Source organism: Streptomyces nogalater, assembly GCF_039532885.1.
Classification (GTDB): Bacteria; Actinomycetota; Actinomycetes; order Streptomycetales; family Streptomycetaceae; genus Streptomyces; species Streptomyces nogalater.
This window is the reverse complement of sequence record NZ_BAAASM010000037.1, coordinates 54,219-79,655: the sequence shown is the minus strand read 5'-3', so window position 1 is coordinate 79,655 and position 25,437 is coordinate 54,219. Positions and strand designations below refer to the sequence as shown.

Annotated in this window: 31 protein-coding genes and 1 pseudogene; 12 read left to right on the top strand and 20 right to left on the bottom strand. The window is 72.8% G+C overall.

The genetic code is table 11. The annotated features are described in order from the left end of the window. Positions 1 to 15: 15 nt before the first annotated feature. Both ABD350_RS25340 and mshA read right to left on the bottom strand, forming a co-directional pair. Entirely contained in the window at positions 16 to 516 is a 501-nt protein-coding gene (locus ABD350_RS25340; protein WP_344350654.1) for a type III secretion system chaperone family protein, read from the bottom strand. Next, the gene (gene mshA / locus ABD350_RS25335) at positions 509 to 1,843 is read right to left on the bottom strand and encodes a D-inositol-3-phosphate glycosyltransferase (RefSeq protein WP_344350653.1); all 1,335 of its coding nucleotides are present in this window, start codon (positions 1,841 to 1,843) and stop codon (positions 509 to 511) included. Before mshA ends, ABD350_RS25340 begins: the two co-directional genes overlap by 8 nt. Positions 1,844 to 2,107: 264 nt before the next feature. Between mshA and ABD350_RS25330 the strand changes: the two genes are divergently transcribed. The 3 genes from ABD350_RS25330 (at position 2,108) to ABD350_RS25320 (ending at position 5,757) form a co-directional block, all read left to right on the top strand. Next, positions 2,108 to 2,902: a class I SAM-dependent methyltransferase gene (locus ABD350_RS25330; protein ID WP_344350651.1), complete on the top strand. Its 795-nt coding sequence runs from the start codon at positions 2,108 to 2,110 to the stop codon at positions 2,900 to 2,902. 199 nt (positions 2,903 to 3,101) lie between these two features. Then, on the top strand, positions 3,102 to 4,187 hold the full coding sequence (locus ABD350_RS25325) for a C40 family peptidase (RefSeq protein ID WP_344350650.1): 1,086 nt from the start codon (positions 3,102 to 3,104) through the stop codon (positions 4,185 to 4,187). A 268-nt stretch (positions 4,188 to 4,455) separates the two neighbouring features. Then, on the top strand, positions 4,456 to 5,757 hold the full coding sequence (locus tag ABD350_RS25320) for a PP2C family protein-serine/threonine phosphatase (protein ID WP_344350648.1): 1,302 nt from the start codon (positions 4,456 to 4,458) through the stop codon (positions 5,755 to 5,757). Positions 5,758 to 5,899: 142 nt separating this feature from the next. Here ABD350_RS25320 and ABD350_RS25315 read toward each other — a convergent pair whose 3' ends face one another. The 3 genes from ABD350_RS25315 to ABD350_RS25305 all read right to left on the bottom strand — a co-directional run bounded on the left by ABD350_RS25315 (position 5,900) and on the right by ABD350_RS25305 (position 7,511). Further along, complete coding sequence (locus ABD350_RS25315) at positions 5,900 to 6,241, bottom strand: DUF2516 family protein (RefSeq protein ID WP_344350647.1); 342 nt, start codon at positions 6,239 to 6,241, stop codon at positions 5,900 to 5,902. Positions 6,242 to 6,345: 104 nt separating this feature from the next. After that, a complete protein-coding gene (locus ABD350_RS25310; RefSeq protein WP_344350646.1) occupies positions 6,346 to 6,945 on the bottom strand; it encodes a hypothetical protein in 600 nt (199 codons plus the stop codon). Between the two features lie 80 nt (positions 6,946 to 7,025). Then, complete coding sequence (locus ABD350_RS25305) at positions 7,026 to 7,511, bottom strand: helix-turn-helix domain-containing protein (protein ID WP_344350645.1); 486 nt, start codon at positions 7,509 to 7,511, stop codon at positions 7,026 to 7,028. A 132-nt stretch (positions 7,512 to 7,643) separates the two neighbouring features. Here ABD350_RS25305 and ABD350_RS25300 point away from each other — a divergent pair. Together ABD350_RS25300 and ABD350_RS25295 are read left to right on the top strand one after the other, a co-directional pair. Beyond that, positions 7,644 to 7,769: pseudogene (locus ABD350_RS25300) on the top strand (winged helix-turn-helix transcriptional regulator); the annotation flags it as partial. A 310-nt stretch (positions 7,770 to 8,079) separates the two neighbouring features. After that, entirely contained in the window at positions 8,080 to 9,183 is a 1,104-nt protein-coding gene (locus ABD350_RS25295) for an ABC transporter substrate-binding protein (RefSeq protein ID WP_344350644.1), read from the top strand. Positions 9,184 to 9,229: 46 nt separating this feature from the next. Here ABD350_RS25295 and ABD350_RS25290 read toward each other — a convergent pair whose 3' ends face one another. Continuing rightward, the gene (locus tag ABD350_RS25290; RefSeq protein ID WP_344350643.1) at positions 9,230 to 10,090 is read right to left on the bottom strand and encodes a GNAT family N-acetyltransferase; all 861 of its coding nucleotides are present in this window, start codon (positions 10,088 to 10,090) and stop codon (positions 9,230 to 9,232) included. A 213-nt stretch (positions 10,091 to 10,303) separates the two neighbouring features. Between ABD350_RS25290 and ABD350_RS25285 the strand changes: the two genes are divergently transcribed. Beyond that, on the top strand, positions 10,304 to 12,697 hold the full coding sequence (locus tag ABD350_RS25285; RefSeq protein ID WP_382466688.1) for an ATP-binding cassette domain-containing protein: 2,394 nt from the start codon (positions 10,304 to 10,306) through the stop codon (positions 12,695 to 12,697). 14 nt (positions 12,698 to 12,711) lie between these two features. On the opposite strand, the gene ABD350_RS25280 is transcribed toward ABD350_RS25285, so the two are convergent. The 3 genes from ABD350_RS25280 to ABD350_RS25270 are packed head-to-tail and all read right to left on the bottom strand — an operon-like array spanning position 12,712 to position 16,056. Continuing rightward, positions 12,712 to 14,766, bottom strand: a complete 2,055-nt coding sequence (locus tag ABD350_RS25280; protein WP_344350640.1) for a HelD family protein — start codon at positions 14,764 to 14,766, stop codon at positions 12,712 to 12,714. Between the two features lie 39 nt (positions 14,767 to 14,805). Further along, on the bottom strand, positions 14,806 to 15,429 hold the full coding sequence (locus ABD350_RS25275) for a TetR family transcriptional regulator (RefSeq protein ID WP_344350638.1): 624 nt from the start codon (positions 15,427 to 15,429) through the stop codon (positions 14,806 to 14,808). A gap of 36 nt (positions 15,430 to 15,465) precedes the next feature. Continuing rightward, positions 15,466 to 16,056, bottom strand: a complete 591-nt coding sequence (locus ABD350_RS25270; protein WP_344350637.1) for an RsiG family protein — start codon at positions 16,054 to 16,056, stop codon at positions 15,466 to 15,468. A 158-nt stretch (positions 16,057 to 16,214) separates the two neighbouring features. Between ABD350_RS25270 and dtd the strand changes: the two genes are divergently transcribed. Then, positions 16,215 to 16,640, top strand: coding sequence for a D-aminoacyl-tRNA deacylase (gene dtd, locus ABD350_RS25265; protein WP_344350636.1), 426 nt, complete (start codon positions 16,215 to 16,217; stop codon positions 16,638 to 16,640). A gap of 19 nt (positions 16,641 to 16,659) precedes the next feature. Here dtd and ygfZ read toward each other — a convergent pair whose 3' ends face one another. From ygfZ to ABD350_RS25215, 10 genes are all read right to left on the bottom strand, one after another. Then, positions 16,660 to 17,625 carry a CAF17-like 4Fe-4S cluster assembly/insertion protein YgfZ gene (gene ygfZ / locus ABD350_RS25260; RefSeq protein WP_344350635.1) on the bottom strand — a complete coding sequence of 322 codons (966 nt, stop codon included), beginning with the start codon at positions 17,623 to 17,625 and terminating at the stop codon, positions 16,660 to 16,662. A 9-nt stretch (positions 17,626 to 17,634) separates the two neighbouring features. Beyond that, on the bottom strand, positions 17,635 to 18,072 hold the full coding sequence (locus ABD350_RS25255) for a Fur family transcriptional regulator (RefSeq protein ID WP_344350634.1): 438 nt from the start codon (positions 18,070 to 18,072) through the stop codon (positions 17,635 to 17,637). Positions 18,073 to 18,088: 16 nt separating this feature from the next. Next, positions 18,089 to 18,664 carry a heme-binding beta-barrel domain-containing protein gene (locus tag ABD350_RS25250; protein ID WP_344350633.1) on the bottom strand — a complete coding sequence of 192 codons (576 nt, stop codon included), beginning with the start codon at positions 18,662 to 18,664 and terminating at the stop codon, positions 18,089 to 18,091. A 225-nt stretch (positions 18,665 to 18,889) separates the two neighbouring features. Continuing rightward, the gene (locus ABD350_RS25245; protein WP_417801511.1) at positions 18,890 to 20,074 is read right to left on the bottom strand and encodes a methyltransferase domain-containing protein; all 1,185 of its coding nucleotides are present in this window, start codon (positions 20,072 to 20,074) and stop codon (positions 18,890 to 18,892) included. Next, a complete protein-coding gene (locus ABD350_RS25240; RefSeq protein WP_344350632.1) occupies positions 20,071 to 20,208 on the bottom strand; it encodes a hypothetical protein in 138 nt (45 codons plus the stop codon). Before ABD350_RS25240 ends, ABD350_RS25245 begins: the two co-directional genes overlap by 4 nt. A 59-nt stretch (positions 20,209 to 20,267) precedes the next feature. Beyond that, entirely contained in the window at positions 20,268 to 21,176 is a 909-nt protein-coding gene (locus ABD350_RS25235) for a helix-turn-helix domain-containing protein (RefSeq protein WP_344350631.1), read from the bottom strand. A 12-nt stretch (positions 21,177 to 21,188) separates the two neighbouring features. Beyond that, positions 21,189 to 21,632 (bottom strand): DUF6879 family protein, encoded by a 444-nt coding sequence (locus ABD350_RS25230; RefSeq protein WP_344350630.1) that lies wholly within the window; start codon positions 21,630 to 21,632, stop codon positions 21,189 to 21,191. A gap of 16 nt (positions 21,633 to 21,648) precedes the next feature. After that, the gene (locus ABD350_RS25225; RefSeq protein WP_344350629.1) at positions 21,649 to 21,858 is read right to left on the bottom strand and encodes a hypothetical protein; all 210 of its coding nucleotides are present in this window, start codon (positions 21,856 to 21,858) and stop codon (positions 21,649 to 21,651) included. A 100-nt stretch (positions 21,859 to 21,958) separates the two neighbouring features. Beyond that, the gene (locus tag ABD350_RS25220) at positions 21,959 to 22,159 is read right to left on the bottom strand and encodes a DUF397 domain-containing protein (RefSeq protein ID WP_344350628.1); all 201 of its coding nucleotides are present in this window, start codon (positions 22,157 to 22,159) and stop codon (positions 21,959 to 21,961) included. Beyond that, positions 22,141 to 22,983: a helix-turn-helix domain-containing protein gene (locus ABD350_RS25215; protein ID WP_344350960.1), complete on the bottom strand. Its 843-nt coding sequence runs from the start codon at positions 22,981 to 22,983 to the stop codon at positions 22,141 to 22,143. Before ABD350_RS25215 ends, ABD350_RS25220 begins: the two co-directional genes overlap by 19 nt. 161 nt (positions 22,984 to 23,144) lie before the next feature. Here ABD350_RS25215 and ABD350_RS25210 point away from each other — a divergent pair, with 161 nt between their 5' ends. From ABD350_RS25210 to ABD350_RS25200, 3 genes are read left to right on the top strand one after another with little or no spacing between them, the layout of a single operon-like run. Next, positions 23,145 to 23,372 carry a hypothetical protein gene (locus tag ABD350_RS25210; protein WP_344350626.1) on the top strand — a complete coding sequence of 76 codons (228 nt, stop codon included), beginning with the start codon at positions 23,145 to 23,147 and terminating at the stop codon, positions 23,370 to 23,372. Continuing rightward, positions 23,369 to 23,611, top strand: a complete 243-nt coding sequence (locus ABD350_RS25205) for a hypothetical protein (protein WP_344350624.1) — start codon at positions 23,369 to 23,371, stop codon at positions 23,609 to 23,611. Before ABD350_RS25210 ends, ABD350_RS25205 begins: the two co-directional genes overlap by 4 nt. After that, positions 23,608 to 23,970, top strand: a complete 363-nt coding sequence (locus tag ABD350_RS25200) for a DsrE family protein (RefSeq protein WP_344350623.1) — start codon at positions 23,608 to 23,610, stop codon at positions 23,968 to 23,970. Before ABD350_RS25205 ends, ABD350_RS25200 begins: the two co-directional genes overlap by 4 nt. 13 nt (positions 23,971 to 23,983) lie before the next feature. Here the strand turns inward: ABD350_RS25200 and ABD350_RS25195 are convergent, their stop codons facing one another. Further along, on the bottom strand, positions 23,984 to 24,247 hold the full coding sequence (locus ABD350_RS25195) for a DUF3099 domain-containing protein (RefSeq protein ID WP_344350622.1): 264 nt from the start codon (positions 24,245 to 24,247) through the stop codon (positions 23,984 to 23,986). Between the two features lie 137 nt (positions 24,248 to 24,384). Here ABD350_RS25195 and ABD350_RS25190 point away from each other — a divergent pair, with 137 nt between their 5' ends. Both ABD350_RS25190 and ABD350_RS38010 read left to right on the top strand, forming a co-directional pair. Continuing rightward, a complete protein-coding gene (locus tag ABD350_RS25190; RefSeq protein WP_344350621.1) occupies positions 24,385 to 25,122 on the top strand; it encodes an LmeA family phospholipid-binding protein in 738 nt (245 codons plus the stop codon). Between the two features lie 204 nt (positions 25,123 to 25,326). After that, positions 25,327 to 25,434 (top strand): Ms5788A family Cys-rich leader peptide, encoded by a 108-nt coding sequence (locus ABD350_RS38010; RefSeq protein WP_351326910.1) that lies wholly within the window; start codon positions 25,327 to 25,329, stop codon positions 25,432 to 25,434. Positions 25,435 to 25,437: the final 3 nt, after the last annotated feature.

The following is a 25,437-nucleotide window of genomic DNA, read 5'->3' as shown; positions in this document are numbered from 1 at the left end:
TCCGCGCCGCCCGCCTCAGTCCGCCGGGCGTTCGAGCAGGTGGGTGAACGCCTCCAGGTTCCTGGTGGACTCGCCGCGGGCCACCCGCCAGGCGTACTCCTTGCGGATCGAGGAGGCGAAGCCCAGCTCCAGCAGCGTGTTGAAGGCGCCGTCGGCCGCTTCCAGGACCTGGCCGAGGAGCCGGTCGACCTCGTCCGGGGTGACGGAGGCGAGCGGGAGGCGGGCGGTGACGTAGATGTCGCCGAGGCGGTCCACGGCGTAACTCACGCCGTAGAGCCTGAGGTTGCGCTCCAGCAGCCAGCGGTGGACGCCGGGCTCGTTCTCGTCGGGGTGGCGGACGACGAAGGCGTTCAGCGACAGGGAGTGGCGGCCGACGAGGAAGGAGACCGTCGTGGACAGCTTGCGGGTGCCGGGGAGCTGGACCACGTAGTTCCCGGGCCCGGGGCTCTCCCACTCCAGCTCCGCGTCCTCGAAGACGCCCTCCAGGACCTGCCCGGCCTTCTCGACATCAGCCATGGTGGGAGCGTACGCGACGGCGGTGGTACTGGGTCGCGGCCGTGTAGACGTCGGCGGTGGTGGCGGCGGCCGTGTCCCAGCCGAAGGACTGGGCGTGCCGGGCGGCGGCCTGGCCCATGCGCTCCGTGAGGTCCGGGTGGTCGGCGAAGCGGCCCAGCACGCGCGCGTAGTCGGCCGGGTCGTGGCCCTGGACGAGGAAGCCGGTCTCGCCGTCGCGCACGGCCACCGGCAGTCCGCCGACCGCGGCCGCGAGCACCGGGGTGCCGGTCGCCTGCGCCTCGATGGCGACCAGGCCGAAGGACTCGCTGTGCGACGGCATGACCAGGACGGACGCGGCCCGGAACCAGTCGGCCAGCTGCTCCTGCCCGACCGGCGGCCGGAAGCGCACCACGTCCGCGATGCCCAGCCGGGCCGCGAGCTTCTGCAACCCCTCCGGTTTGGCGAGCCCGCTGCCGCTGGGGCCGCCGACGACCGGGACGACCAGGCGGGAGCGCAGCTCGGGGCGCCACTCCAGCAGCACGGCCACGGCGCGCAGCAGCACGTCGGGCGCCTTCAGCGGCTGTATGCGGCCGGCGAAGAGCGGGATCAGGGCGTCCTGGGGCAGGCCGAGGCGGGCGCGGGCGGCGGCACGGCCGTCGGCGGCACGGAAGCGGCCGAGGTTGACGCCGGGGTGGACCACGGCGACCTTCGCGGGGTCGGCCGCGTAGTGCCGGACCAGCTCGCCGGCCTCCTCGGCGGTGTTGGCTATGAGCCGGTCGGCGGCGGCCACGATCTGGGTCTCGCCGATCACCCGGGCGGCGGGCTCGGGGGTGTCGCCCTCGGCCAGGTTGGCGTTCTTGACCTTGGCCATGGTGTGCATGGCGTGCACCAGGGGCACGCCCCAGCGCTGGGCGGCGAGCCAGCCGACGTGGCCGGAGAGCCAGTAGTGGGAGTGGACCAGGTCGTAGTGGCCGGGGCGGTGACCGGCCCACGCCTGCATCACGCCGTGGGTGAAGGCGCACAGCTGGGCCGGGAGGTCCTCCTTGGCCAGGCCCTCGTAGGGGCCCGCGTCGACGTGCCGGACGAGCACGCCGGGCGCCAGCTCGACGGCGGGGGGCAGGCCGCCGGTCGTGGCCCGGGTGAAGATCTCCACCTCGATGTCGATCTCGGCGAGGCGCTGGGCCAGCTCCACGATGTAGACGTTCATGCCGCCCGCGTCACCGGTGCCGGGCTGGTGGAGCGGGGAGGTGTGCACGGAGAGCATGGCGACGCGCCGGGGTCTGCGGTGCAGCCGGAGCCGGGAGGCCGACGGGGAGCGTCGCCCGAGCCTGCTGACGTACTGGCTCACGTGGCGGACCTCCTTGGTGCGGGCATGCCGTGGAAGGGCCCACCGGCGCCCTCCCTAGGGCTCCAACAGCGGGTGGGTGCCCTGCCATTTCCCGATCAAGCGGCTTTACCGAATCATTACCCAAAGTCGGCCAATTGTTCGATCTGTGGTCGGCCTCGCCGTGGCCGGGGCGCCGCGGACGCGTCGAGGCGGTCGCGCGTCGTGGCCGGTCGGGCGGTTCCCCGCCCCGCTTGCGGGCCGCACGGGCCCTTTACCCTCGTATCCATGAGAACCCCCGCGGCGTCCCGGCCTGTGGGCACGGTGACGCGCGGGACGACCAACCCCAACCGGCTGCGCCGCATGGACCGCTGGATCGCGGCCACGCACGGCGCCGCGCTGCGCCGCGCGAGCGACCCCGTGGCCGTCGACCTGGGCTACGGCGCCGCGCCCTGGACGGCCGTGGAGCTGCTCACCCGGCTGCGTACGGCGGCGCCCCGCACCCGCGTGGTCGGCATCGAGATCGAACCGGTCCGGGTCGCGGCGGCGCGGCCGTACGAGCGCGAGGGCCTCGTCTTCCGGCACGGGGGCTTCGAGGTGCCGGTGCCCGGGCGCCCGGTGCTGATCCGGGCCGCGAACGTGCTGCGCCAGTACGACGAGGCCGAGGTCGCCCCGGTGTGGCGGCAGCTGTGCGCGCGGCTCGCCCCGGGCGGGCTGCTGGTGGAGGGCACCTGTGACGAGATCGGCCGCCGGCACGTGTGGGTGGCGCTCGGCCCCGAGGGCCCCCGTACGGTCACCTTCGCCACCCGGCTGGGCTCCCTGGAGCGCCCCTCCGATCTCGCCGAGCGGCTGCCGAAGGCGCTGATCCACCGCAACGTCCCGGGCGAGCCGGTCCACGCCTTCCTGCGCGATTTCGACCGCGCCTGGGCCGCCGCCGCGCCCTACGCCTCCTACGGCGCCCGCCAGCGCTGGATGCGCGCGGTGCGGGACCTGACCGCCGACTGGCCGGTGACGGACGCCCCGGCCCGCTGGCGGCAGGGCGAAGTCACCGTGGCCTGGGCGGCGTTGGCGCCGACGGGCTGAGCGCCGGCCGGTCCGGACCCGCGCGCGGGGGAACGCTTCGCGCGTCCCGTTCGCCACACCGGCGAGGTGACTACCCGTACCCGGCGGCCGGGCGGGGGCATCCGGTGTCCGACGGCCTCTGTCGCTTTGCTCGCGAGCGTGGCACGATCCCTCAGACGACCGTAAGTTACTGACGGTAAATCAGTTTGGGGGAATAAGTATGGGTTCGGGTAAGCGCGGCCTGCTCACGGCCGCCCTGACCGTGGTCTGCGCGGTGACCGTCCTCGCGGCACCCGGCACGGCGTTCGCGGCCCCCGCCCCCATACCCGCGCCCGCCCCCACGCCCGCACCCGCGGTGACTCCCCTGCCGGACAAGGACCTTGAGGCCGTCCGCGTCCGGCTCGACAAGCTCTACCACGACGCCTCCGTGGCCACCGACGCCTACAACGCGGCCGAGGAGAAGGCGAAGAAGCAGTCCGCCGAGATCGCGGAACTGGCCCGGAAGATCGACCAGGGGCAGCGGCGGCTGGACGGACTGAAGGACCAGGCGGGCGCGGCGGCCCGGGACCAGTACCGCACCAACGGCCTGTCCTCCACCGCCCGGTTCCTGCTCACCGACGACCCCGGCCGGTTCCTGGACGGCGCCGGCCGGGTGCTCCAGGGCCAGCGGGCGGCCTCCGGGCTGATGTCCGAGATGACCCGCGCCCAGAAGGAGTTGCGGGCGTACTCCGACGACGCCTCCGCGCAGTGGAAGCGGCTGGAGAGCAACCGCAAGGCCAAGGCCGCCGCCAAGAGGAAGATCGAGCAGCGGATCGACGCGGCGGAGAAGCTCCAGTCCCGGCTGGAGGAGAAGGAGAAGGAGCGGCTCGCCCAGCTGGAGCGGGAGGCCGCGCGGAAGGCACAGACCGCCTGGCTGGACACCGGTGTCCTCAAGGACGCCCCCGGCCAGGCCTCCGCGCCGGGCGAGAAGGCCGTGAAGTACGCCGCCGCGCAGCTCGGCAAGCCGTATGTGTGGGGCGCCGAGGGTCCGGACTCCTTCGACTGCTCGGGCCTGACCTCCCAGGCCTGGGCCGCCGCCGGGCACCCCGTCCCGCGCACCTCGCAGGAGCAGTGGCGGCAGCTGCCGCACGTGGACGTCGAGGACATGCGCCCCGGCGACCTCGTCATCTACTTCGACGACGCCAGCCATGTCGCGCTGTACATCGGCGACGGCACGGTCATCCACGCCCCGCGCCCCGGCCGCACGGTGACGGAGGCGGGCGCCGGCTCGATGCCGATCCTGGGCGTCGTACGACCGGACGCGTGACGGGCGCCGCGCAGGCCCCCCACCGGTGACCCGGGTCACGTGACCCACCGCACGGCCGGCTCTGGCCGGACGTGAGCTTCGTCATCCCGCGCGGGCCGTCACCGTGTCCAACTGCGGTACGGAACGCGGCATATGACGGCGGCGGCCGGCGCGGCGACCCGGCTCACACCATTCCGTCGGGGCGGTCCCAGCCGCTATGGTCACCGGTCGGTGGGTCGAGACCCTCGATGCCGCCGTGCCCTCGGGGGGAGGGAAGGAACCCAAGACGATGCCCGTACCCGTACCGCGGCAGAGAGCGATCCCGGCCGTGGAGAGTGGTCACGCGCAGGCCCCGCAGACCGCCGGCGGCCCCCTCAAGGAAGAGGCGCACCGCGACGCCACGCCCGCGCACGGCACCGGCGCCACTCTCACCCTGCTGCTGATCGAGGACGATCCGGCCGGCTCGCCGATCGTGCCCGACCTGCTGGACTCGGCCGGCAAGCCGATCCGCGTGCGCACCGCCCGCAACCTCACCGAGGCCGAGCGGCTGCTCACCGACGACGTCCACTGCATCCTGCTGGACCTGGCACTCCCGGCGCCGGGCGGCGACGACACCGACGACGAGCTGGCCGTGCTCCGGCACGTGCTGCGGCTCGCGCCCCGGCACGCCGTGCTCGCGCTGACCGCCTCCGGCGACGCCGAGCGCGGCGCCGAGGCCGTGCGCGTGGGCGCCCAGGACTATCTGTTCCGCGACGAGCTGGACGGCCGGCTGCTCAGCCGCGCCATCCGCTACGCCGTGGAGCGCAAGCGGTCCGAGACGGCCGAGCGGCGGCTCGCCGAGGGCCGGCTGCGCGCGCAGGAGAACCGCCGCCTGGAGCGCGGTCTGCTGCCCACCCCGCTGCTGGACGGCTCCTCGCTGCGGTTCGCCGCCCGCTACCGGCCGGGCCGCTCCCGGGCCCTGCTCGGCGGTGACTTCTACGACGCCGTCCGCACCCCGGACGGCACCGTGCACGCCATGATCGGCGACGTCTGCGGGCACGGTCCGGACGAGGCCGCGCTGGGCGTGGAGCTGCGCATCGCCTGGCGGGCGCTGACCCTGGCCGGGCTGTGCGGGGACGAGCTGCTGAACACCCTCCAGCAGGTGCTCGAGCACGAGCGCTCCGACGAGGAGATCTTCGCGACGCTGTGCACGGTGGACATCGCCCCCGACGGCCGCCGCGCGGGCCTGTGCCTGGCGGGCCATCCGGCCCCGCTGATCGCCCGCCCGGGCCGGGCGCCGCGGCTGCTGCCCTACGACAACAACGGCCCCGCCCTGGGCCTGCTGCCCGGCGCCCGCTGGCCCCGGATGCAGGTGGAGCTGGGCTCGGAGTGGAGCCTGATGCTCTACACCGACGGCCTGATCGAGGGCCGGGTCGGCGCGTCCGGGGAGCGGCTGGGGCAGGACGGCATGGTGGAGATGATCCGCCGGCAGCTGGCCGAGGGGCTGCGCGGGGAGGAACTGCTGCGGGCGGCGGTGCACGAGGTCCGCGAGCTGAACGGGGGCGAGCTGACGGACGACGTGGCCGTGGTGCTGCTGGACCGGGCGGCGTAGGGGGTTCCGCCGTAGGGCCGGCGCGCCGTCGCCGGGCGCGGGTGCGTGGGGGCCGTTCGCGCCCGCGCGGCGGAGCCGCGCAGCGCTACGGCCCGCACCCGGCCCACCCGGCACTCGGCAGGCGCCCGCTCGCGGGATGCGACTAGCGGCCGCCGTTCCACGGCCCGTACGGACCGTCGCTGCTGCTGCCCCGGCGGCCGCGGCCGCGGCCGCCGCCCACCTGCTGGAGGGCGGGGCGGACGTCGACGAGGTAGACGATGCTGGCGACCGCGCCGGCGATCGGCAGGATGGACAGGATCGAGAACAGATAGCTGACCACGAGCGCGATGCCGAGGATGATCAGCCAGAACACCTTGTTCTGCTTGTCGGCGGCGCGGAAGGCGTCCTCCCGCCGGAACGCGGCGTCGAACAGTCCGACCGCGGCCAGGGCCATGAGGACGATCTTCAAGATGCCCATGAACCCCGCGAAGCCCAACATCAGCATGTCGCCCACCATCCGTCGATTCGCGAACCCCTGCTACGCCGCCACCGTACCCATAGAACGGGCCGGACACCCCAGAGGTGCCCGGCCCGTGCCCGCGGGACCGGTCACTCTCCCTTGGCCGACGGGGCGGTGTTCTTCGCGGTGGTGGACTTGCGGGCGGCCGGCGCCTTCTTCGCCGCGGGCTTCCTGTCCGCGGCGGGCTCGGCCTTCGCCCCGGCCGGCTCGGGCTCGTCGTCGCGGACCTGGACCGGCTCGGGCTTGCCCTCGACGGCGATCGCCAGGTCCTCGATCTCCTCGGCGGCCTCGCCGCGCCAGGTCTTCACGGCCTGTTCGCCGTGCTCGGCGACCTTCTCGTAGGTCTCGCGGGCCTTGACGGCGTACTCGGCGGCGACGCCGACCCCGCGCAGGGCGAGGTCCTGGGCGGTCTCGCCGAGCTTCTTCACGTCGAGGGAGCCGATGAGCTCGCCGACCTTGGCCTGAAGGGTCTCCTGCGCCTCCTTGGCGCGGGCGGCGGCCTTCTCCTGCACGGCCTTGGGGTCGGTGTTGCGTACGGCGTCGATGCGGGCCGGGGCCTCGGCGCGCAGCTGCTCGACCAGGGCCGGCACCTTCTTGGCCTGCTGAAGCGCCAGATCGGCGGTGCCGGCGGCGAAGTAGAGCGGGGTCGGGTCGCTGAGGGTCTTGCGCAGGTCGTCGGTGATGGCCATGGTGGGGATCCTCCCGGATCGAATTCGCGTTCGGCTGGGTTGACGAGGTCCGCGGCGGGCGTCCGAGCCCTGGTCCGGCGTTATCCGGCCGTCCGCCGCCGACCGGCGTCGGTGTCGCTTCCGGCGGCATCGCCTCCGCCGGCCGTACTGCCGCCACCGGTTCCCTGGTCCGTGGCGCCGTCCCCGTCCCGGGCCGGACCGGCGGGCTCGCCGGTCCCGAATCCGTTCTCCTTGCGGAAGGACTCGTAGATCTGTAGCAGCACCTGCTTCTGCCGCTCGTTGAGCGAGGGGTCGGCGAGGAGGACGGCGCGCGTCTCGACCTCGTCCCGGTCCCGCTCGGCGTCGAGGATGCCGGCGCGGACGTACAGCGTCTCGGCGGAGATGCGCAGGGCCTTGGCGACCTGCTGGAGCACCTCCGCGCTGGGCTTGCGCAGCCCGCGCTCGATCTGGCTCAGGTACGGGTTGGACACCCCGGCGGCGTCGGCGAGCTGCCGCAGCGACAGCTGGGCGTTGCGCCGCTGCTCGCGCAGGTACTCACCGAGATTGCCGACGTTCAGCGATGCCATGCCTCCACCTTGCCCCACCTTCGCTAACTATTGCAAGCACCTGCTTGCAATAGTGTGTCCGGCTCGTGGGGCCGGGGCATCCGCTGGATCAGGCCCCTTCGACACCGACATGCGTGCGGTGGTGTTGGGGCGATGATCGTCCAGTGTCTCGAAGACGGCCCCCGCCGGTTCTCCGAGCTCCGGGTCCCTCTGCGGAACATCACGTCCAAGGTGCTCACACAGTCCCTCCGGGCACTGGAACGCGACGGCTTCATCATCCCCGAGGCCGGACACCTCATCCTGAACGCAGCATTTCGGCGGTGGCCGAGTTGTCCGTCAGGGCGGGCTGGAGGTCGCCGACAGGCTCGATGTGCTCGCCTCGCTGCTCCGGCGGTTCGGGGTGGGCTTCGTTCTGGAGCTGTACGACGACAGCGGCGACCTGCTCCGGGAGATCACCGGCTGAGCCTCCCCTGGTGTCCGAGGGGTGGACGACCGGTTGCCCGCCGGTGCGGGCCGTGGGTGCAATGGCCCGCGTGATCAGCCGGGTGGACCCGCCGGAGCGGGACGAGAGGGGCGGGGGCGTCGCCGTATGAGTACGTCGCCGGGGGTGGGCGGGGCCGGCGGGACGGCCGTCCGGATCGGGGCCCTCGTGCCGTTGACGCCGCCCGGCTGGGTCGAGGCGGGGCGGCAGCTGCTCGCCGGGCTGGAGCTGGGCGTCCGTGACGTCAACGACGCCGGCGGGGTCGGCGGGCGGCCGCTGGAGCTGGTGGTGCGGGACACCGCCGCCGATCCGCAGCGGGCCGCGGCGGCCGTGGAGGAACTGGCCCGGCTGGACGTGGCCGCCGTGGCGGGCGAGTACCACAGCGTCGTCGCCCGCGCCGCCGCCGCCCGGGCGGACGCCCTCGGCCTGCCGTTCCTGTGCTCGTCCGCGGTTCTCGACGCGCTCACCGGGCAGCCGACGGAGTGGGTCGCGCGGATCGCCCCGGCACAGTCCCACGGCTGGCGCGTCTACGCGGACTTCCTGCTCGGCGCGGGCCACCGCCGGATCGCCGTGGCGGCCCAGCCGAGCGTCTACTGGGCGTCCGGGACCGGCATCCTGCGCGACCACCTCGCGGCGCATGGCGGCGGCGTCGTGGAACTCGACGTGGACGCGCTCGGCACCGCCGCCCTGTGCGACGCGCTCGCCGCCCACGGCGCGACGGCCCTCCTGCTGCTGGCCGGCCACCCGGAGCCGGCCGCGTCGGTCGTCAGGGCCGTGCGGCGCGACCCGCGCCTCGCCGGCGTCCTGATCGGCGCCCCGGCCGGGCAGCCGGAGTTCGCCGGGTGGGCGACGCTGCTGGGCGGTGACGGCGCCGGGATCCCGTTCCTGCGCTACCTGCCCGAGCGCCTCACCCCGCTCGGCGTCCGCGTCGAGGCGGCCCTGCGCGAGCGGCCGGCCCGAGCGCCCTCCTTCGTCGCCTTCGAGGGCTACGACACGATCGCCGTCCTCGCCGACGTGCTGCGCGCCCACGGCACGGACCGGGCGCGCGTCGCCGCGTCCTGGGCGGGCGTCGAGACCGAAGGCACCCGCGGACGCATCCGTTTCTCCCGGGCGCCGGGCATCGGTGTCCGGCAGTGGGTCTGGCCGCCGGTCCAGGTCGTCGACCGGGACCCGGCGGACCCCGGCCGCTTCCGGGTCCTCCACACCGGCTGAGCGAGGGCCCCGGCGCCGGCCGAGCGAGCCGGGGCCCACGGCCGCCTCACGTGAAGTCGTACACCGTGAACTCGGCGACCGGGTCGTATCCGATGCGCTGGTAGAGGGCGGTGCTGGTGGGGTTGGCCGGGTCCGCGAACAGGACGACCGTGCGGGCGCCCGCGGCCAGCGCGGCCCGGCCCACCGCCGCCGTCACCGCGCCCGCGTAACCGCGACCGCGCAGGGGGGCGGGGGTGTAGACGGGGTCCACCCGGACGTGGCCGGCGACCGCCGGGGTCGCGCCGGCCATGGAGACGGGCGTGCCGTCCGGGGTCTGCCAGAACGTGAAGCGCTTGGCGGCGAACCGGGTGCCGGACCAGGCCCCCGCGTCCGCGGGGAAGTCCTCCCGTACGTCCGCGGCGAACGCGCGGCACCAGCGCACGAGCCGCTCGTGGTCCCGCTCGCCGACGGCCCGGGCCCGGCCCTCCGGGTGCGGGTCGGGCGGGGCCGGGGTGCCGAGCCGGTACAGGCGTACCCGCTGCGCGCGCAGGACCGGCGTGGCGCCCGTGCGCCGCCGCCACGCCTCGGCGAAGGCCGCGGCGGTGTGCTGCTCGGCGCTGACCCCGGGCAGGACGTGGCCGAGGCCGGCCAGCCGGGCGGCGAGGGCGCCGGCCTGCTCCGGGGTGAGGACGGTGGGGCTCAGCAGCCCCCGCCTCCCGCGGTGGAAGGCGGCACGGACCTCGCCCGCCTCCTCCAGGTACCCGAGGAGCGGGGCCCCGGCGCCGTAGGCCTCCGGACCGCCGGTGCGCAGGGTCTCGGTCACCGTCAGCGCCATGGTGTGCAGGTCCGGCCGCGACCGCAGGAAACCCCCGGCGCGGGCGAGGAAGGCGTCGATGTCTCCGGTGAGGTGCCAGTCGTCGGGGCGCATGCCGGAGACTTCCGCCGCGAGCCGCGCCCCAAACCCGCTCCGCCCGTCCGGGCCGGACCGGCGTGCCGGTGGCGTGCGCGGGCACCTCCCGGCCGTCGTCCACGGCGCCCGCCGTCCCCCGCGGGGGACGGGCCCGTGACGAGGTCAGGAATGGAGAAGCGGGTGGGCTGGGTGCGCCGCTAGCGTGGCGGGGGTTTCACGGACGGAGAGGCGATGAGCATGACCACGAGGACGGACGACGCGCCGGTGACCGCGTCGCACACCGCCGACAGCCACGAGCTGATCCGGGTGCACGGAGCGCGGGAGAACAACCTCAGGAACGTCAGCGTGGAGATACCCAAGCGCCGGCTGACGGTGTTCACGGGCGTGTCCGGCTCGGGCAAGAGCTCCCTGGTGTTCGACACCATCGCCGCGGAGTCGCGGCGGCTGATCAACGAGACGTACAGCGCGTTCGTCCAGGGCTTCATGCCCACCCTGGCGCGGCCCGACGTGGACGTGCTGGAGGGGCTGACCACCGCCATCATCGTGGACCAGCAGCGGATGGGCGCCGACCCGCGCTCCACGGTCGGCACCGCCACCGACGCCCACGCGATGCTGCGCATCCTCTTCAGCCGGCTCGGCACCCCGCACATCGGCTCGCCCAAGGCGTTCTCCTTCAACGTCGCCTCCATCAGCGGGGCCGGCGCGGTCACCGTGGAACGCGGCGGGAAGCAGGTGAAGGAGCGCCGCGAGTTCAGCATCACCGGCGGCATGTGCCCGCGCTGCGAGGGCCGCGGCACGGTCACCGACATCGACCTGTCCCAGCTCTACGACTCCGACAAGTCCCTCGACGAGGGCGCGCTCACCATCCCCGGTTACAAGCCCGGCGGCTGGAACCACCGCCTCTACACCGAGTCCGGCCTCTACGCCCCGGACAAGCCGATCCGCACCTTCACCCAGGCGCAGCTGGACGACTTCCTGTACCGCGAGCCGACCCGGATGAAGATCGCCGGCATCAACATGACGTACGAGGGTCTGGTCCCGCGCATCCAGAAGTCCATGCTCGCCAAGGACCGGGAGGCGATGCAGCCGCACATCCGGGAGTTCGTGGACCGCGCGGTCACCTTCACCACCTGCCCGGACTGCGCCGGCACCCGGCTCGGCGAGGCCGCCCGCTCCTCGAAGATCAAGGGCATCAGCATCGCCGACGCCTGCGCGATGCAGATCAGCGACCTGGCCGAGTGGGTGCGCGGCCTGGACGAGCCGTCCGTGGCGCCGCTGCTCGCCTCGCTGCGCGACACGCTCGACTCGTTCGTGGAGATCGGCCTCGGCTATCTCTCCCTGGACCGGCCCGCGGGCACCCTCTCGGGCGGCGAGGCGCAGCGTACGAAGATGATCCGCCACCTCGGCTCCTCGCTGACCGACGTCACCTATGTCTTCGACGAGCCGACCGCCGGTCTGCACCCGCACGACATCCGGCGGATGAACGACCTGTTGCTGCGGCTGCGGGACAAGGGCAACACGGTGCTCGTCGTGGAGCACAAGCCGGAGGTCATCGCGATCGCCGACCATGTGGTGGACCTCGGTCCGGGCGCCGGTACGGCCGGCGGCACCGTCTGCTTCGAGGGCACCGTCGCCGGGCTGCGCGCCGCCCGTACGCTCACCGGCCGCCATCTGGACGACCGGGCCGCGCTGAAGGACTCGGTGCGCGAGCCGTCCGGCGCTCTGGAGATCCGCGGCGCCGCCACCCACAACCTGAAGGGCGTCGACGTCGACATCCCGCTCGGCGTGCTGACGGTCGTCACCGGGGTGGCCGGGTCCGGAAAGAGTTCGCTGGTGCACGGGTCGGTACCGGCCGGCGCGGGCGTCGTCTTCGTCGACCAGGCCCCCATCCGCGGCTCGCGGCGCAGCAACCCGGCGACGTACACCGGGCTGCTGGACCCGATCCGCAAGGCGTTCGCCAAGGCCAACGGGGTGAAGCCGGCGCTGTTCAGCGCGAACTCCGAGGGCGCCTGCCCGGCCTGCAACGGCGCCGGGGTCGTCTACACCGACCTGGCCGTCATGGCCGGGGTGGCCACCACCTGCGAGGAGTGCGAGGGCCGGCGGTTCGACGCCTCGGTGCTGGAGTACCGGCTCGGCGGCCGGGACATCAGCGAGGTGCTGGCGATGACGGTGGAGCAGGCCGAGGAGTTCTTCGCCGGCGGGGACGGCCGCACCCCGGCGGCGCACCGGATCCTGCGGAACCTGGCCGACGTGGGCCTCGGCTACCTCACCCTCGGCCAGCCGCTCACCACGCTGTCCGGCGGCGAGCGGCAGCGGCTGAAGCTGGCCACGCACATGAGCGACAAGGGCGGGATCTACGTCCTGGACGAGCCGACCACCGGTCTGCACCCGGCCGATGTGGAGCATCTGCTCGGCCTGCTGGACCGGCTGGTCGACGCGGGCAAGTCGGTGATCGTCATCGAGCACCACCAGGCGGTCATGGCGCACGCGGACCGGATCATCGACCTGGGCCCCGGCGCCGGCCACGACGGCGGCCGGATCGTCTTCGAGGGCACCCCCGCGGAGCTGGTCGCGGCCCGCTCCACGATCACCGGCGAGCACCTGGCGGAGTACGTCGGCCGCTGAGGCCCGCCGGGGTCTCAGAACGGCAGCGGGCGGGCGTGCACCACGTCCAGGCGGGAGACCGCCCGGGTCAGCACCACGTACAGCCGGTGCGCGCCCCGCTCCTCCGCCTCCGCCACGGCCGCCGGTTCCACGGCGATGACGTGGTCGTACTCCAGGCCTTTGACCAGGCTCGCGGGGACGACGGCCAGCCGGGCGCCGAGCGCCTCGGGTCCGGCCGCGTCCAGGCCGGCGCCGGTCAGGGCCGCCCGTACCCGGTCGGTGTCCGCGTCGGCCGTGATCACGCCGACCGAGCCCTCCCGGGCCAGGGCGTCGCGGACGGCGGTCACGGTGGCGGCGAGCACGTCCCCGGCCGGCCTGAGGGTCAGCTCGCCGTCGGTGCGCAGCGAGGTGGCGGGGGGTACGGCCACGCCGAGCCGGGCGAGCAGCCGGTTGGCGAGCTCCAGCACGGCGGCCGGCACCCGGAACCCGGTGGTCAGCGGCACCACGGCCGCGTCGGGCCGGCCCAGGTGGCGCAGCTGGACGGACCAGTCCCGGGCGGCCCACGGGGTGGTGCCCTGGGCGAGGTCGCCGAGGACGGTGAGCGAGCCGAACGCGGCCCGGCGGGCGATGGCCCGGCACTCCATCGGGGAGAGGTCCTGCGCCTCGTCCACGACGATGTGGCCGTAGCCCTCGGGGTGTTCGATCAGCCCGGCCAGCTCGTCCAGCAGGACCAGGTCGGCGGCCGACCAGCGGGCGGACTTGTACGAGCGGGGCGGGCGCGGCCACAGCAGCGCCGCCCGCTCCTCGGGGTCCAGCAGGCCGTCGGCGGCGCGCGCCAGTTCCCCGGCGTCGGTGAGGAGCCCGGCGAGGACCTCCTCGGGGCGGACCTTCGGCCACACCGCGTCCAGCTGCGCGGTCAGCGGCCGGCACCGCTCGATCCGGCGGACCCAGGAGGCGGGCAGCACCCCGGAGCGCCGTTCGGCCTGCTCGCGCAGGCGTCGTACCACCCGGGTGCGCACCCGTTCCCGGCCGATGGCGTACGGGGGTTCCTCGGCGCGGACCTCCGCCACCAGCTCGGCCAGTTCGCCGGCGGAGACCCGCCAGCGGTAGGAGCCGTCCGGCACGGCGAGGTCGGTCACGCGGTCGGCGGTGACCCGCGCGTACAGGGCCCGGCGCAGCACCTCGGCCATGCGCGGGTCGTGTTTGACGGTGGCCGTGGACAGCGGGTCGGTGCCGGTGGCCGGGTGGCGGGCGATCTCGTCCAGCAGGGTGCTCTGGCGGTAACCCTTGTCGGCCGTGCCGTGCCGGGCGGTCTCGCCGAGCGAGGGCAGCACCTCGGCGATGTACCGGAGGAAGGTCGGGTTGGGGCCGAGGATGAGCAGGCCGGAGCGCTGGAGCCGCCTGGGGTGGGTGTAGAGCAGGTACGCGGCCCGGTGCAGGCCGACGGCGGTCTTCCCGGTGCCGGGCGCGCCCTGCACGCACACCGAGTCGGTGAGGGGGGCGCGGACGAGGTCGTCCTGCTCGGGCTGGATGGTGGCGGCGATGTCCCGCATGGGGCCGACACGGGGCCGCTCGATCTCGCGGGCCACGATGTCGCTGGTCCGCGACTCGCCCCGGCCCAGGTGCTCGTCCTCCAGCGCGGTGAGGTCGGCGGCGTCGCCCCGGCTGCCGGGGGCCCAGCCGAACCGGCGGCGCACCTCGACGCCCTGCGGGTCGGTGGCGCTCGCCTGGTAGAAGGCGCGGGAGACGGGGGCCCGCCAGTCGACGACGAGCGGCGGGGCGGCCGGGTCCTCGGTGATGCGTACCCGGCCCACGTGGTAGCTCTGCCCGCCGTGCTCGGGGTGGCCGCCGGCGAAGTCCAGCCGGCCGAAGAACAGCGGCCCGGGCGGCAGTTCGCGCAGGGCCTTGGCCTGGCTGCGCAGCCGGTAGCCGAGGACTTCGGCGTCGGCTCCGGAGGCGGAGACGTCCTCGCCGACGACGACCTGTCCGGCGGCGCCGTCGACCATCGCGGCGAGGGCCGCGCGGCAGGCGTCGTGGTAGGCGCGCTCGGTGTGCAGGGCTTCCGTGAGGGCGGGATCGGTCGACGTCATGCCGCCAGCGTACGACAAAACGTTACCGAGTTAAATTTTTTACCGAGTCTCAGCGGCCGGGCCCGTCTCCGGGAGCCCCTTCGCCAGCCGGGCGAACGCCCGCTCGGCCGCCCGTACGGCATCCGGCGCCACCTTCCCGACCGGCTCCCCCGCCGCGATCCGCCGCCAGTTCTCCTGGGCCAGGACCCGCTGGACGGCGATGATCTGCCCGGCGGCCAGCCGCGCGTCCAGATCGCCGCCGAGCGCCTCGGCGAGCGCCGCCTCCGACCGCTCCTGATGGGCGTAGACCCGCGCCGCCAGGGACGGGGTGCCGTAGAGCAGCCGGTGGAAGGCGAGCACCTCGGGGTGGTCGTTCAGGCCGGTCACCGGGTCGCGCCGGTCCAGCCCGGCCAGGAAGTGCCCGCGCAGCGCGGCCACCGGGTCGGCGGCCCCGGCGACCACCCGGGCGGCCTCCGTCTCGTGGTCCGCGATCCGGTGCAGGACCAGGTCCTCCTTGGCCGGGAAGTACCGGAAGAGGGTCGGCTTGGAGATCCCGGCCGCGGCGGCGACCTCCGCCACGGACACCGCGTCGAAGCCGCGCTCCAGGAACAGCCGTACGGCGATGTCGGACACGTCCTGGTACATCCGCCGCTTCTTGCGCTCGCGCAGACCCATCTCACCCATGAGGGGGAGCCTACGCAGCCGGGTCGCGGGCCGCGCTCAGGTCAGCAGGTCGTCCACCTGGGCCTCGCCCACCCGGTACCGGCGGGCGATCTCCCCGCTGCAGTCGTCGGCGGTGCGCTGGAGCCGCTGGCGGCAGCGGGACACCTCCTGCTCGTAGCGGACCAGGCGGCCCATGGCGGCGGTCAGCTCCGGGTCGGTCCGCGCGGTCAGGTCCGACAGCTCCACCTCGGCGAGCATCTCCGCGGCCAGCCGCCCGTACTCCTCGTTGTGCGGGGTGCCGAGCGTGACATGACGGGCCGAGGACCGCTGCCGGGCCGGGGCGTCCTTGAGGATCTCCGCGAGCCGGTCGACCACGGAGCCGTCGGCCGGCGCCGGCACGGACGCCCGGCCGCGCCGCCCCAGCTCGGCGCGCAGGATGTCGATACGGCCCTGGAGCAGCCGCCGCACATAGCTGAGGTCCGCCTCGTCCCGCTGGGCGTCGCGGCGCAGGGCGCGCAGCTCGGGCAGGCTCAGCCGGGCCAGGTCGGGCTCGGCGGACCCGGGGCCTGGGGGGCCGTCGGCGCGCTGCGCGGGCGGCCGGTGCGGTCCCTGTGTCCCCAGCCGCCAGCTCGTGCTCGGTGTGCTCATCTGCGTGACCGTCCCCTCGACCGGCGTGTGGGAAGCATCGTGCCACCCCATCCGGCCGCTTTGTGACCGAGAGCCCCCGAACGGCCCCAGATGGGCGGTAACGGATCCATATCGGTCCCCGTGCGGGCGGGGGCGGGACACCGGGCATGATGGTCGGCATGCGTGCGGTGGTACAGAGGGTGGACGGCGCGAGCGTCGTCGTGGACGGCGAGACGGTCGGCGCGATCGAGGGCGAGGGGCTGTGCGTCCTGGTGGGGGTGACCCACGAGGACACCAAGGAGAAGGCGGCCCGGCTGGCGCGCAAGCTGTGGACGATCCGGATGCTCCAGGACGAGCGCTCGTGCAGCGACACCGGGGCACCGCTGCTGGTGATCAGCCAGTTCACCCTCTACGGCGACGCCCGCAAGGGCCGCCGCCCCACCTGGAACGCGGCGGCCCCCGGCGACCTCGCCGAACCCCTGGTCGACGAGGTCGTGGCCCAGTTGCGCACCCTGGGCGCGACGGTGGCCACGGGCCGCTTCGGCGCGCGGATGCGGGTGAACCTGACGAACGACGGTCCGTTCACGGTGCTGCTGGAGATGTGAAGCGCCTCCGGCCACAGGGCTAAGGCTCGACCACGACCTCCTGGGCGGCCGCCGTCTCTCCGGCCAGGAGCCTCGCGTCGACCGGTACGTTCCGCTTCACCAGGGCCAGCGCCACCGGCCCCAGCTCGTGATGGCGTACGGACGTCGTCACGAACCCGACCTTCCGGCCCTCGGGACCGTCGTCCGCGACGCGGAGCCCGGTCCCCGGCGCCGGCAGGTGCACCTCGCTGCCGTCCAGGTGCAGGAAGACCAGCCGGCGCGGCGGCTTGCCCAGGTTCTGCACGCGGGCGACCGTCTCCTGGCCCCGGTAGCAGCCCTTCTGGAGGTGCACGGCCGTACCGATCCAGCCCAGTTCGTGCGGGATGGTCCGGTGGTCCGTCTCGAACCCGAGCCGGGGCCGGTGCTGCTCGACCCGCAGCGCCTCGTAGGCGAGCAGCCCCGCGGCGGGACCGTGCGACGCGGCGAAGGACTCCAGCTCCGCGCGCGGCAGGAACAGATCACGGCCGTACGCCGTCTCGCGTACGACGACCCCGTCCGGCACCTCGGCGATGGAGCCGGCCGGCAGGTGGACGACGGCGATGTCGGCGGTGCGGTCGGCGACCTCGACCCGGTAGAAGAACTTCATCGACTCCAGGTAGGCGATCAGCGCGTCCTGGGTGCCGGGCTCCACGTGCGCCCAGACGGTCGTACCGTCGTCCACCAGGTACAGCGCGTGTTCGATGTGCCCGTGCGCGGAGAGGATCAGGGCCTCGGTGGCCTCGCCCGCGGGCAGTTCGCTGACGTGCTGGGTGAGCAGCAGATGCAGCCAGCTCAGCCGGTCGTCACCGCTGACGGTGACGACACCGCGGTGCGACAGGTCGACGAAACCGGTGCCGTCGGCGAGGGCACGCTGCTCGCGGAACAGGTCGCCGTAGTGGGCGGCGACACCTTCGTCCACACCCTCGGCGGGGACTGCGCCGGGCAGGGACAGCAGGGGGCTCTTCATAACGCAAGCCTACGACGTGGGACTTGAACCCTTCGGCGAGCAGTCCCGGCACCGGCCGAAGATCGCGAAGTGCTTCATGTCGGTGTCGAACCCGAACTGCTGCCGCAGCTTGGCCGTGAACTCAGCGGCCACCTCCACGTCCGCCTCGATGACGTCCTCGCAGTCCCGGCACACCAGATGCAGATGGTGATGCCGGTCGGCGAGGTGGTAGGTGGGCGCGCCGTGCCCCAGATGGGCATGGCTGACCAGGCCCAGCTCCTCCAGCAGCTCCAGCGTCCGGTAGACGGTGGAAATGTTGACCCCCGACGCCGTCTTCCTCACTTCCACGAGGATGTCGTCGGGGGTCGCGTGCTCAAGGGTGTCGACGGCTTCGAGCACGAGCTGCCGCTGCGGCGTCAGCCGATAGCCGCGCTGCCTGAGATCACTCTTCCAGTCGGTGCTCACCACACCGACGAGTCTAGGACTACTTGAAGAAAGCGATGCCGTTGTCCGGCAGGTCGTCCGGGAGGGCCTTGGCCCAGCGTTCGACGTCCTCGGGGGTGACGACCTTCTTCAGCTGGGCCGACATGTAGGGGCGCAGCGGAACCTCGGGGGTCTGCTTCTCGCCCACCCACATCAGGTCGCTCTTCACATAGCCGTACAGCCGCTTGCCACCGCTGTACGCGGGAGAGCCCGGGGTGCGGGCGACGGCGTCCGTCACCAGGTCGATCTGCGGCTTCTTGTCGGCCATCTCGCCGTACCAGATCTCGATGACACCGTCGTCACGGGTCATCGTGACCTCGACCTTGCGGTCCGCGTCGATCCGCCAGAAGCCGGACTCCGACTCCAGCGGGCGGACCTTGTTGCCGTCCTTGTCCAGCACCCAGGTGTGGGAGTGGTACTCCAGGAAGTCCCGGCCGTCGTGGGTGAAGCTGACCTCCTGGCCGAAGTTGCACTTCTGCGAGCCGGGGAAGTCGTGCACGCCCGCGCCGGCCCAGTTGCCGAGCAGGAAGGCGAGCGGGACAAGGTCCTTGTGCAGGTCGGACGGGATCTCGATCATGAGCGGAGGCTTTCCTAGAGGGGGGTCAGCGCTGGCCCTGGTACAGCTTCTTCACGGTCAGACCGGCGAAGGCGAGTACGCCGACGCAGACCAGGACCAGCAGAATTTCGAAGAAGATCTCCACGGGTGCTCCTTGAGCGAGGGTGGGCATACGACAGAGCCGGGGCCCAGCTTACGCGGCCGGGCCCCGGCCCTCTGTGCGAGGTGCGCCGTAGCAGGTCAGACCTACGTCACGGGCCAGGTCTCGTTCGCCGGATCGTCCAGCCAGGCACGCTGTCCGCACGCGTCGGCCGTGAGACCGAACCGGGTCACGCCAGGGGACCCCCGGCCCTTCCACCACAGGTAGGCGTCGGTCACCTCGTCCCAGAGCCGTCGGGGCCCCGACTGCCATACGGAGGCGTGTCGCTCGCCGTCCCGGAACATCACACAGGCCCACGACTTGTCCGTCAGGCCGTAGAACCACACGGGCCGGGTCCCGTCGCGCTTCTCCGCCACGGCCTGACGGCACTGGAACACCCGCAGGCCGAGCACGAACGGCAGGTCGGTGAACCGCCCCGTCAGAAACTCCTCCTCGGTGAGCGGGGTCGTGGACCGCTCCGCGTCCTCCAGCGGCCCCGCCGCCAGATAGTCGCCGTGGACGACGGCGGCGCCCCGCTGCGCGCGAAGCTTCATGAACTCCACGGACCGGGTGAAGGGCCCGACGGCCACCCGGCCGTCGACCTCCAGGCGGAGTACGGCGTCCTCGTTGCCGTAGGAGGTGCCCCAGGGTGCGAGGATCACGCCGCCGGGTCGGACCTGCCGGATCCATGCCGGGGGCACCCGGCGGATGCCGACGGTCGCCAGGAGGCGGTCGTACGGTGCCGCGCCGGGGTGGCCCTGGAACCCGTCGCCCACGATCACGTCCGGGTAGAGACCGTGCCCGCACAGGCGCTCCCGGGCCCTCGCCGAGACCGCCGCATCGACCTCGACAGTCGTCACCTTGCCCGGTCCCAGCCGGTGGGTCAGCGCGCCGGCCGTCTCGCCGGTGCCCGTGCCCACGTCCAGGACGCGCATGCCGTCCTCCACGTCCAGGTTCTGGAGCAGGGAGTAGACCACGGACGGCATGGACGAGGAACTGGTGGCCAGCTTCCCGGGAGCGGGGCCCCGGTGCGAATCGTCGTCCCACTGCGTGACGATGGGGACGTCGCTGTCGACGGCGGCGTACCAGGTGTCCGGGTCCTCCCGCCTGTCGACAGGCGTGCTCACACGGGTCGCCATGTCGTAGGGCCACATCAGATCCGGAAGGAACGCGGCCCGGTCGACGGCGGCGAACGTCGGCGCCCAGTCCGAGGAGAGCGCGCCCGATTCCATGAGGAGCCGCCCCAGCTCCTTGCGGCCGGGGCGGTCCGTACGCGGTGCGCCGGCTGTCACTTGCGGTGCTTTCCGTCCCCCTCCGGGCTGCCGCCGTCGGGGCTCGGCGGATCCTGCGGAGGCTGCCAGGGCTGGCCGGGCACCGTGTCGCCCCCGTCGCCCGACCCGGTGTGCGCAACAGTTCCTACCCTCATCGCCGTCTCTCCTTCATTCTGGCAAGTATGGGGATACTCACCGTGAGTAACCGCCTGGATCAGACGGTAGAAGCAGCGGGGGCTGGACACCCACCGGGTTGCACCGAGTTGCACGCGAGTCGGCTCAGCCGCTCGATGGCGTCGCCGATCAGGGCCCGGGCCTCGGCTCCGTAGACGGCCAGTCCCGCCAGCTCGGCGAACGTATCGGCGTACATGGCCACCTCACCGGGTTGCGTGATCGTGAGATAGCCGGAGATCAATTCGACGTTGACTTGTGCGGTGTCGTAGATCCAGAACCCTTCGACCGGCCAGCGTTCCCGGTCCGGCCGCATGGGGACGACGCCCAGACTGACGTTGGGGCGCGAGGCCACGGTGACGAGGTGCCGCAGTTGTTCGGTCATGACGTCCGAGCCACCGATTCCGGAGCGGATCACCGACTCCTCCAGGAGGAAGGCGAACCGCCGGTCGCCCTCACAGAGGACGCGCTGACGCTCCATGCGGGCGGTCACCGCGGCGTCCACGTCATCCACCAGCCCCCGCCGTCGCTGGATCACCCGGAGCACCGCCGTCGTGTACTGCCACGTCTGGATCACGCCGGGCACCAGCCAGGAGGAGTACGACCGGAAACGGCGGGTCCGCTGGTAGAGGGGCAGGCGAGCCTCTTGGGCCTGGTTCAGTCCGGCACGTTCCATCCGCCGCCAGGTCACCCACATGCCCTCGGCCGTCCGCAGGGACGCGATCAGGTCCTCTGCCTGTTCCTCCGCCCCGCACGCCCGGCACCACGCCCGGACGTCGTCGGCGGACGGCGGCGTACGACCGTTCTTGATCCGAGAGGTCTTCGACCGGCTCCACCCGCAGCGCTCGGCAAGTTCGGCCCCGGTCAGGCCGGCATCCAGGCAGAGATCCGCAAGCCGGGACGCGAGAGCCTGCCGGGCTTGCCGGGCGCTGGACGACGGAGAAACGGCCATGGCGTGCGACCGTCAGGCGGGCTGGTACTCCGCGTGCGGAACGGCGCGTTCCCACGCCGCTTCGTACGCCCGTACGTACTGGTGGGCCAGCCCCGGATCGTGACAGACCTCCATCCGTGGGCCGGTCCACTGACCGTCACCGCTGAAGTGGTGCAGGATCACGGTCTCCCCACCCATGACCCAGCCGTCCAACGCGGGCAAGAGAAGATCACGCGCTCGCGACCGGGGCAGCCAGCGCACGTCTTCACCGGCCGCTACGTTCGTGAAGGTGCCGTCGTACTCGTACCGGACATAGTCGCTCAGCGGCTCGGAGACCACGCGCAGACGTCGCATGACCACGCCCCGGCCCGTCGCCTCGGCCACCACGTCCAGCCAGGGCCGCCACCACGACTCGCGGTCGGCCGGGTCGTAGCGGTGCCCGTGCTGCCAACGGATGAACTCAGGATCGTCCCGCATGTAGCTGTCCCGCATCTCAAGGTGCACCGCTGAGGATCACCGTCTCATGCTCCGGGATGTCCGTCGAGTGACCAGGTACGGACCCGACTTCCTGCGCCTCACGGACGGTCGCCTCATCGGCCTTCCAGGACTGGATGATCAGGTCGCCCGAGGTGTCGTCCAGCCAGATCGTCGGCGACCCGTCGTCCGGGGTGTTGGGCCAGATCCCAAGGAACCTGAGTGCCATCGCTCGCTCCTCCACAGAGTGGGCTCCACAGACGCTCGGAGCGTCGTCCGAGGAGGGACGGAGCATCAACGGCGCATAGTCGCAGAGCCCCTCGCGCCGGTTAGCGCTCCGGCTTGATCCCGTCCACGAAGGCGGCCCAGGCGTCCGCCCGGAAGAGGAGCGTGCCGCGAGCGGGGGCCTTGCTGTCGCGGACGGGGACGACGGAGGGGATGCCGTCGGCGACCTCTACGCAGTTACCGCCGTCCGAGTTGCTGTAGCTGCTCTTGCGCCATGTCGCGTGGCTCAGGTCAGTGGCTCGCACGGCACTTCCTCCAACATCCTCAGGATGAACTTCTGCGACTTGGCGGGAGAGAGGGCCAGGTCGCGCACCGCATCATATGTGCGGTGGAATCGCTCAACCTTGCTTACATCTTCGATCAGTTCGCCGTGCACGTCGGTCTCTACGTAGGCCACGGTACGGCCACCCGGCAGCCTCAGGAACATGACGTCGGTGCTGTCCAGGCCGTGCAGGCCGGAACCGAACGGCAGCACGTGGAGGCTGATGTTCGGCTGTGCCGCAGCCTCCGCCAAGTGCTCCAATTGCCCTCTCCACTCCCGAGGGTCGCGTAGCGAGTTCCGCAGAACGGCTTCGGACAGGAGGACGCGGAACGGTGGCGGATCGTCCCCCTCCAGCACCTTCCGCCGTCCGGTGCGAGCGTCTACCTGCTGCTCCAGCTCGTCGCCCTTGAGACCACCCGCAGCGAGCGCTTCGCGGGCGTACCCGGCTGTCTGAAGTAACCCCGGCGGCCTGCTCACGGAGTACTGCCACAAACTCACCGCCTCGGCCTCCAGCATCATGTACCGCCGGTACTGCTCCTTGAACTGCGTGGGATCCGCCACCGCCAGTTCCCACAAGGTCACCAGCAGGCCCGGTGTCCCGTAGTACTGGTCCAGCGCCTGGACGATCTCGGGGCCGCCCAGGGTCTGGCCGCTCTCCATCTTGCTGAACTGGGACGCGTCCCAGCCGACCGCCTTCGCGAGGTCCCGCAGGCTCAGGCCGCGCTCGGTCCGCAGGCGGCGCAGTTCCTCGGCGAACCGCATCCTCGGCTCCTGGCTCCGTCCGGTGACCGCCAAACGCTGTGGCATCGCGCTCCTGTTGAATTTGTTGAATTTGCCCGGCCCCTCATGGAAGTTGGGCCGCTCAACAGCCCGAACGCCCTTTGCACGCGCCATGCTCGTAGGCGTCCGAACACGCAGCGTAGCCCGACAGGTGCGCTGCGCACAGGCGTTCTGGAAAGGAGCAGGTCATGATGACGACGCACCCGGAGTGGGAGGGCCGTCCCGCACCAATCCTGCCGACCCTGCCCCCGTCCCTCCGCGATCTCAGCCGACCGCCCACGCCGGTGCCCGGCTGCCCCGTCTGCCTGAGGCTGGCCGAGCGGCGGGACGCGGCACGGACGGAGTGCGACCGCAGCGCGGAGACCGACGCGAACGTGCTGCTCCGCCGGCACCTGCGGAAGGAGCACGGCGCATGAACCGCGACGGGCTGCCCTACGAGGAGTGCTGGCGGCGGCAGGACCAGGGGCTGGTGCCCCGGTACCGCGAGCCCCTCGACCCCGCCTACGCCATCCCGCCGTTCCACCCGGGCACCCGTGCCCGGCACCGGCGCGGGCGGCACCGGGTCGACGGGGCCCGGGTGAGCGGCGCGCTCTGCCTGCTGTGTCTCGCCGTGCTGGTCGTGACGATCGTCCTCGCGACTACGCTTCCGGCATGACCAAGAAGCTCGTTATCAAGGTGACGGCCGGGGCGGACGCCCCCGAACGGTGTTCTCAGGCGTTCACGGTCGCCGCCGTGGCCGTGGCCAGCGGGGTCGATGTCTCGCTGTGGCTGACCGGGGAGTCGTCGTGGTTCGCGCTGCCGGGGCGGGCGGCCGAGTTCGAGCTGCCGCACGCCGCGCCGCTGCCCGACCTGATCGAGTCGGTCCTCGCGGCCGGGCGGATCACGCTGTGCACGCAGTGCGCCGCGCGCCGGGAGATCACCGAGAAGGACGTCATCGAGGGCGTGCGGATCGCGGGCGCGCAGGTGTTCGTGCAGGAGGCCCTGGGCGACGACACCCAGGCGCTCGTCTACTGAGGCGGGGCATCCGTCAGGGGCGCGGGCGTTTCCTGCCGTCCAGTTCGTCCCACCACTCGTCCGACTCCGGGTCGCCCGAGGGGTCGTCCCACCAGCGGTCCTCCGGGCCACGCCGGTTGGCGACCATCGCGGCGACCGGCGGGATGACCATGGCCACGACGCACAGGCCCACGGCCGCGGGCACGGACCAGAGGCGTACGACCGACCAGGCCAGGACGAAGAGGCCGATGCACGTCCCCATCATGGCGAAGTAGAGGTGCCGTCGCCGGGTGTACATGCCTCCAGAGTAGGACCGGCCGGCCCTGTCACAACTGATCCACAATTCCCCGGCGGCCGGGCCCGGCGGGGTTACCGTGGCGTATCCGTACCGGACGCCCGTCACCACCGCCACCACCACCGACCCGGGGGAACCCCATGCGAGGCCTGCGCATACTGCTGATCGTCGTCGTGATCCTGGGCGTGCTGTTCGTGATCGCGGACCGGGTCGCCGTCCACTTCGCCGAGGGCGAGGCCGCGGACAAGCTGAAGACGACCGAGAGCCTGGCCGAGACCCCGGACGTGGACATCAAGGGGTTCCCGTTCCTCACCCAGCTCGCGGGCGGCTCCCTGGACGACGTCGAGGTCGGGATCGGGGAGTACGACGCGGCCACCGGCAAGGCCGGCCGGACGATCCGGGTCGAGGACCTGAAGGCCCATATGAAGGGTGTGGAGTTCTCCGGCGACTACAGCTCCGCCACCGCGGCCACCGCGACCGGCACCGGGACGGTCTCCTACGCCGAGCTGCTGAAGACCGCCAAGTCGGAGCCGACCCAGGTCGCCCCGGGGGCCAGCGCCCGGGTCACCGGGCTCTCCGACGGCGGCAACGGGAAGATCAAGGTGGCGGTGGAGCTGTCCGCGCCCGCGCTCGGGATCAAGCAGACGGTGTCCGTGCTGAGTTCGGTGAGCGTGGTGGACGGCCGGGTCGAGGTGCACGCGGACTCGCTGCCCAGCCTGGCCGGCGCCGTGATCGCCGAGGACCGCATCCGCACGATCACCGACTTCCAGCAGGCCATCGACCAACTGCCCGGCGGCATCAAGCTGGACAAGGTGCAGGCGGCCCCCAAGGGCGTGGAGATCAGCGTGAAGGGTTCGGACGTCCGGCTGGCGGGGTAGGGGCCCGGAATCCCGTGATGGACAGCGATCGTCCGATGGGCGAGACGCGCGCGTCCGCAGCGTAGCCGCGGTACCGCACAGGAGCGTCCGGCGAGCCCTCGGGGGGCGGCCGGACGCTCTTGTCGTCCCGCCATCCGGACGATCGCGTCTCGCGATATGACACACCGGTGACACGCCCGCCTCGTCGTCCCTACGATCGGCCCCATGCGGTATTCGACGAGCGTCCTCCGGCCGCGGGGACAGGCGGATCTCACCAAGCGGCGGGCAGTGGACCTGTGCCGCGTGGCCGCCATGCTCTGTCGCCCCTTCTGAGCG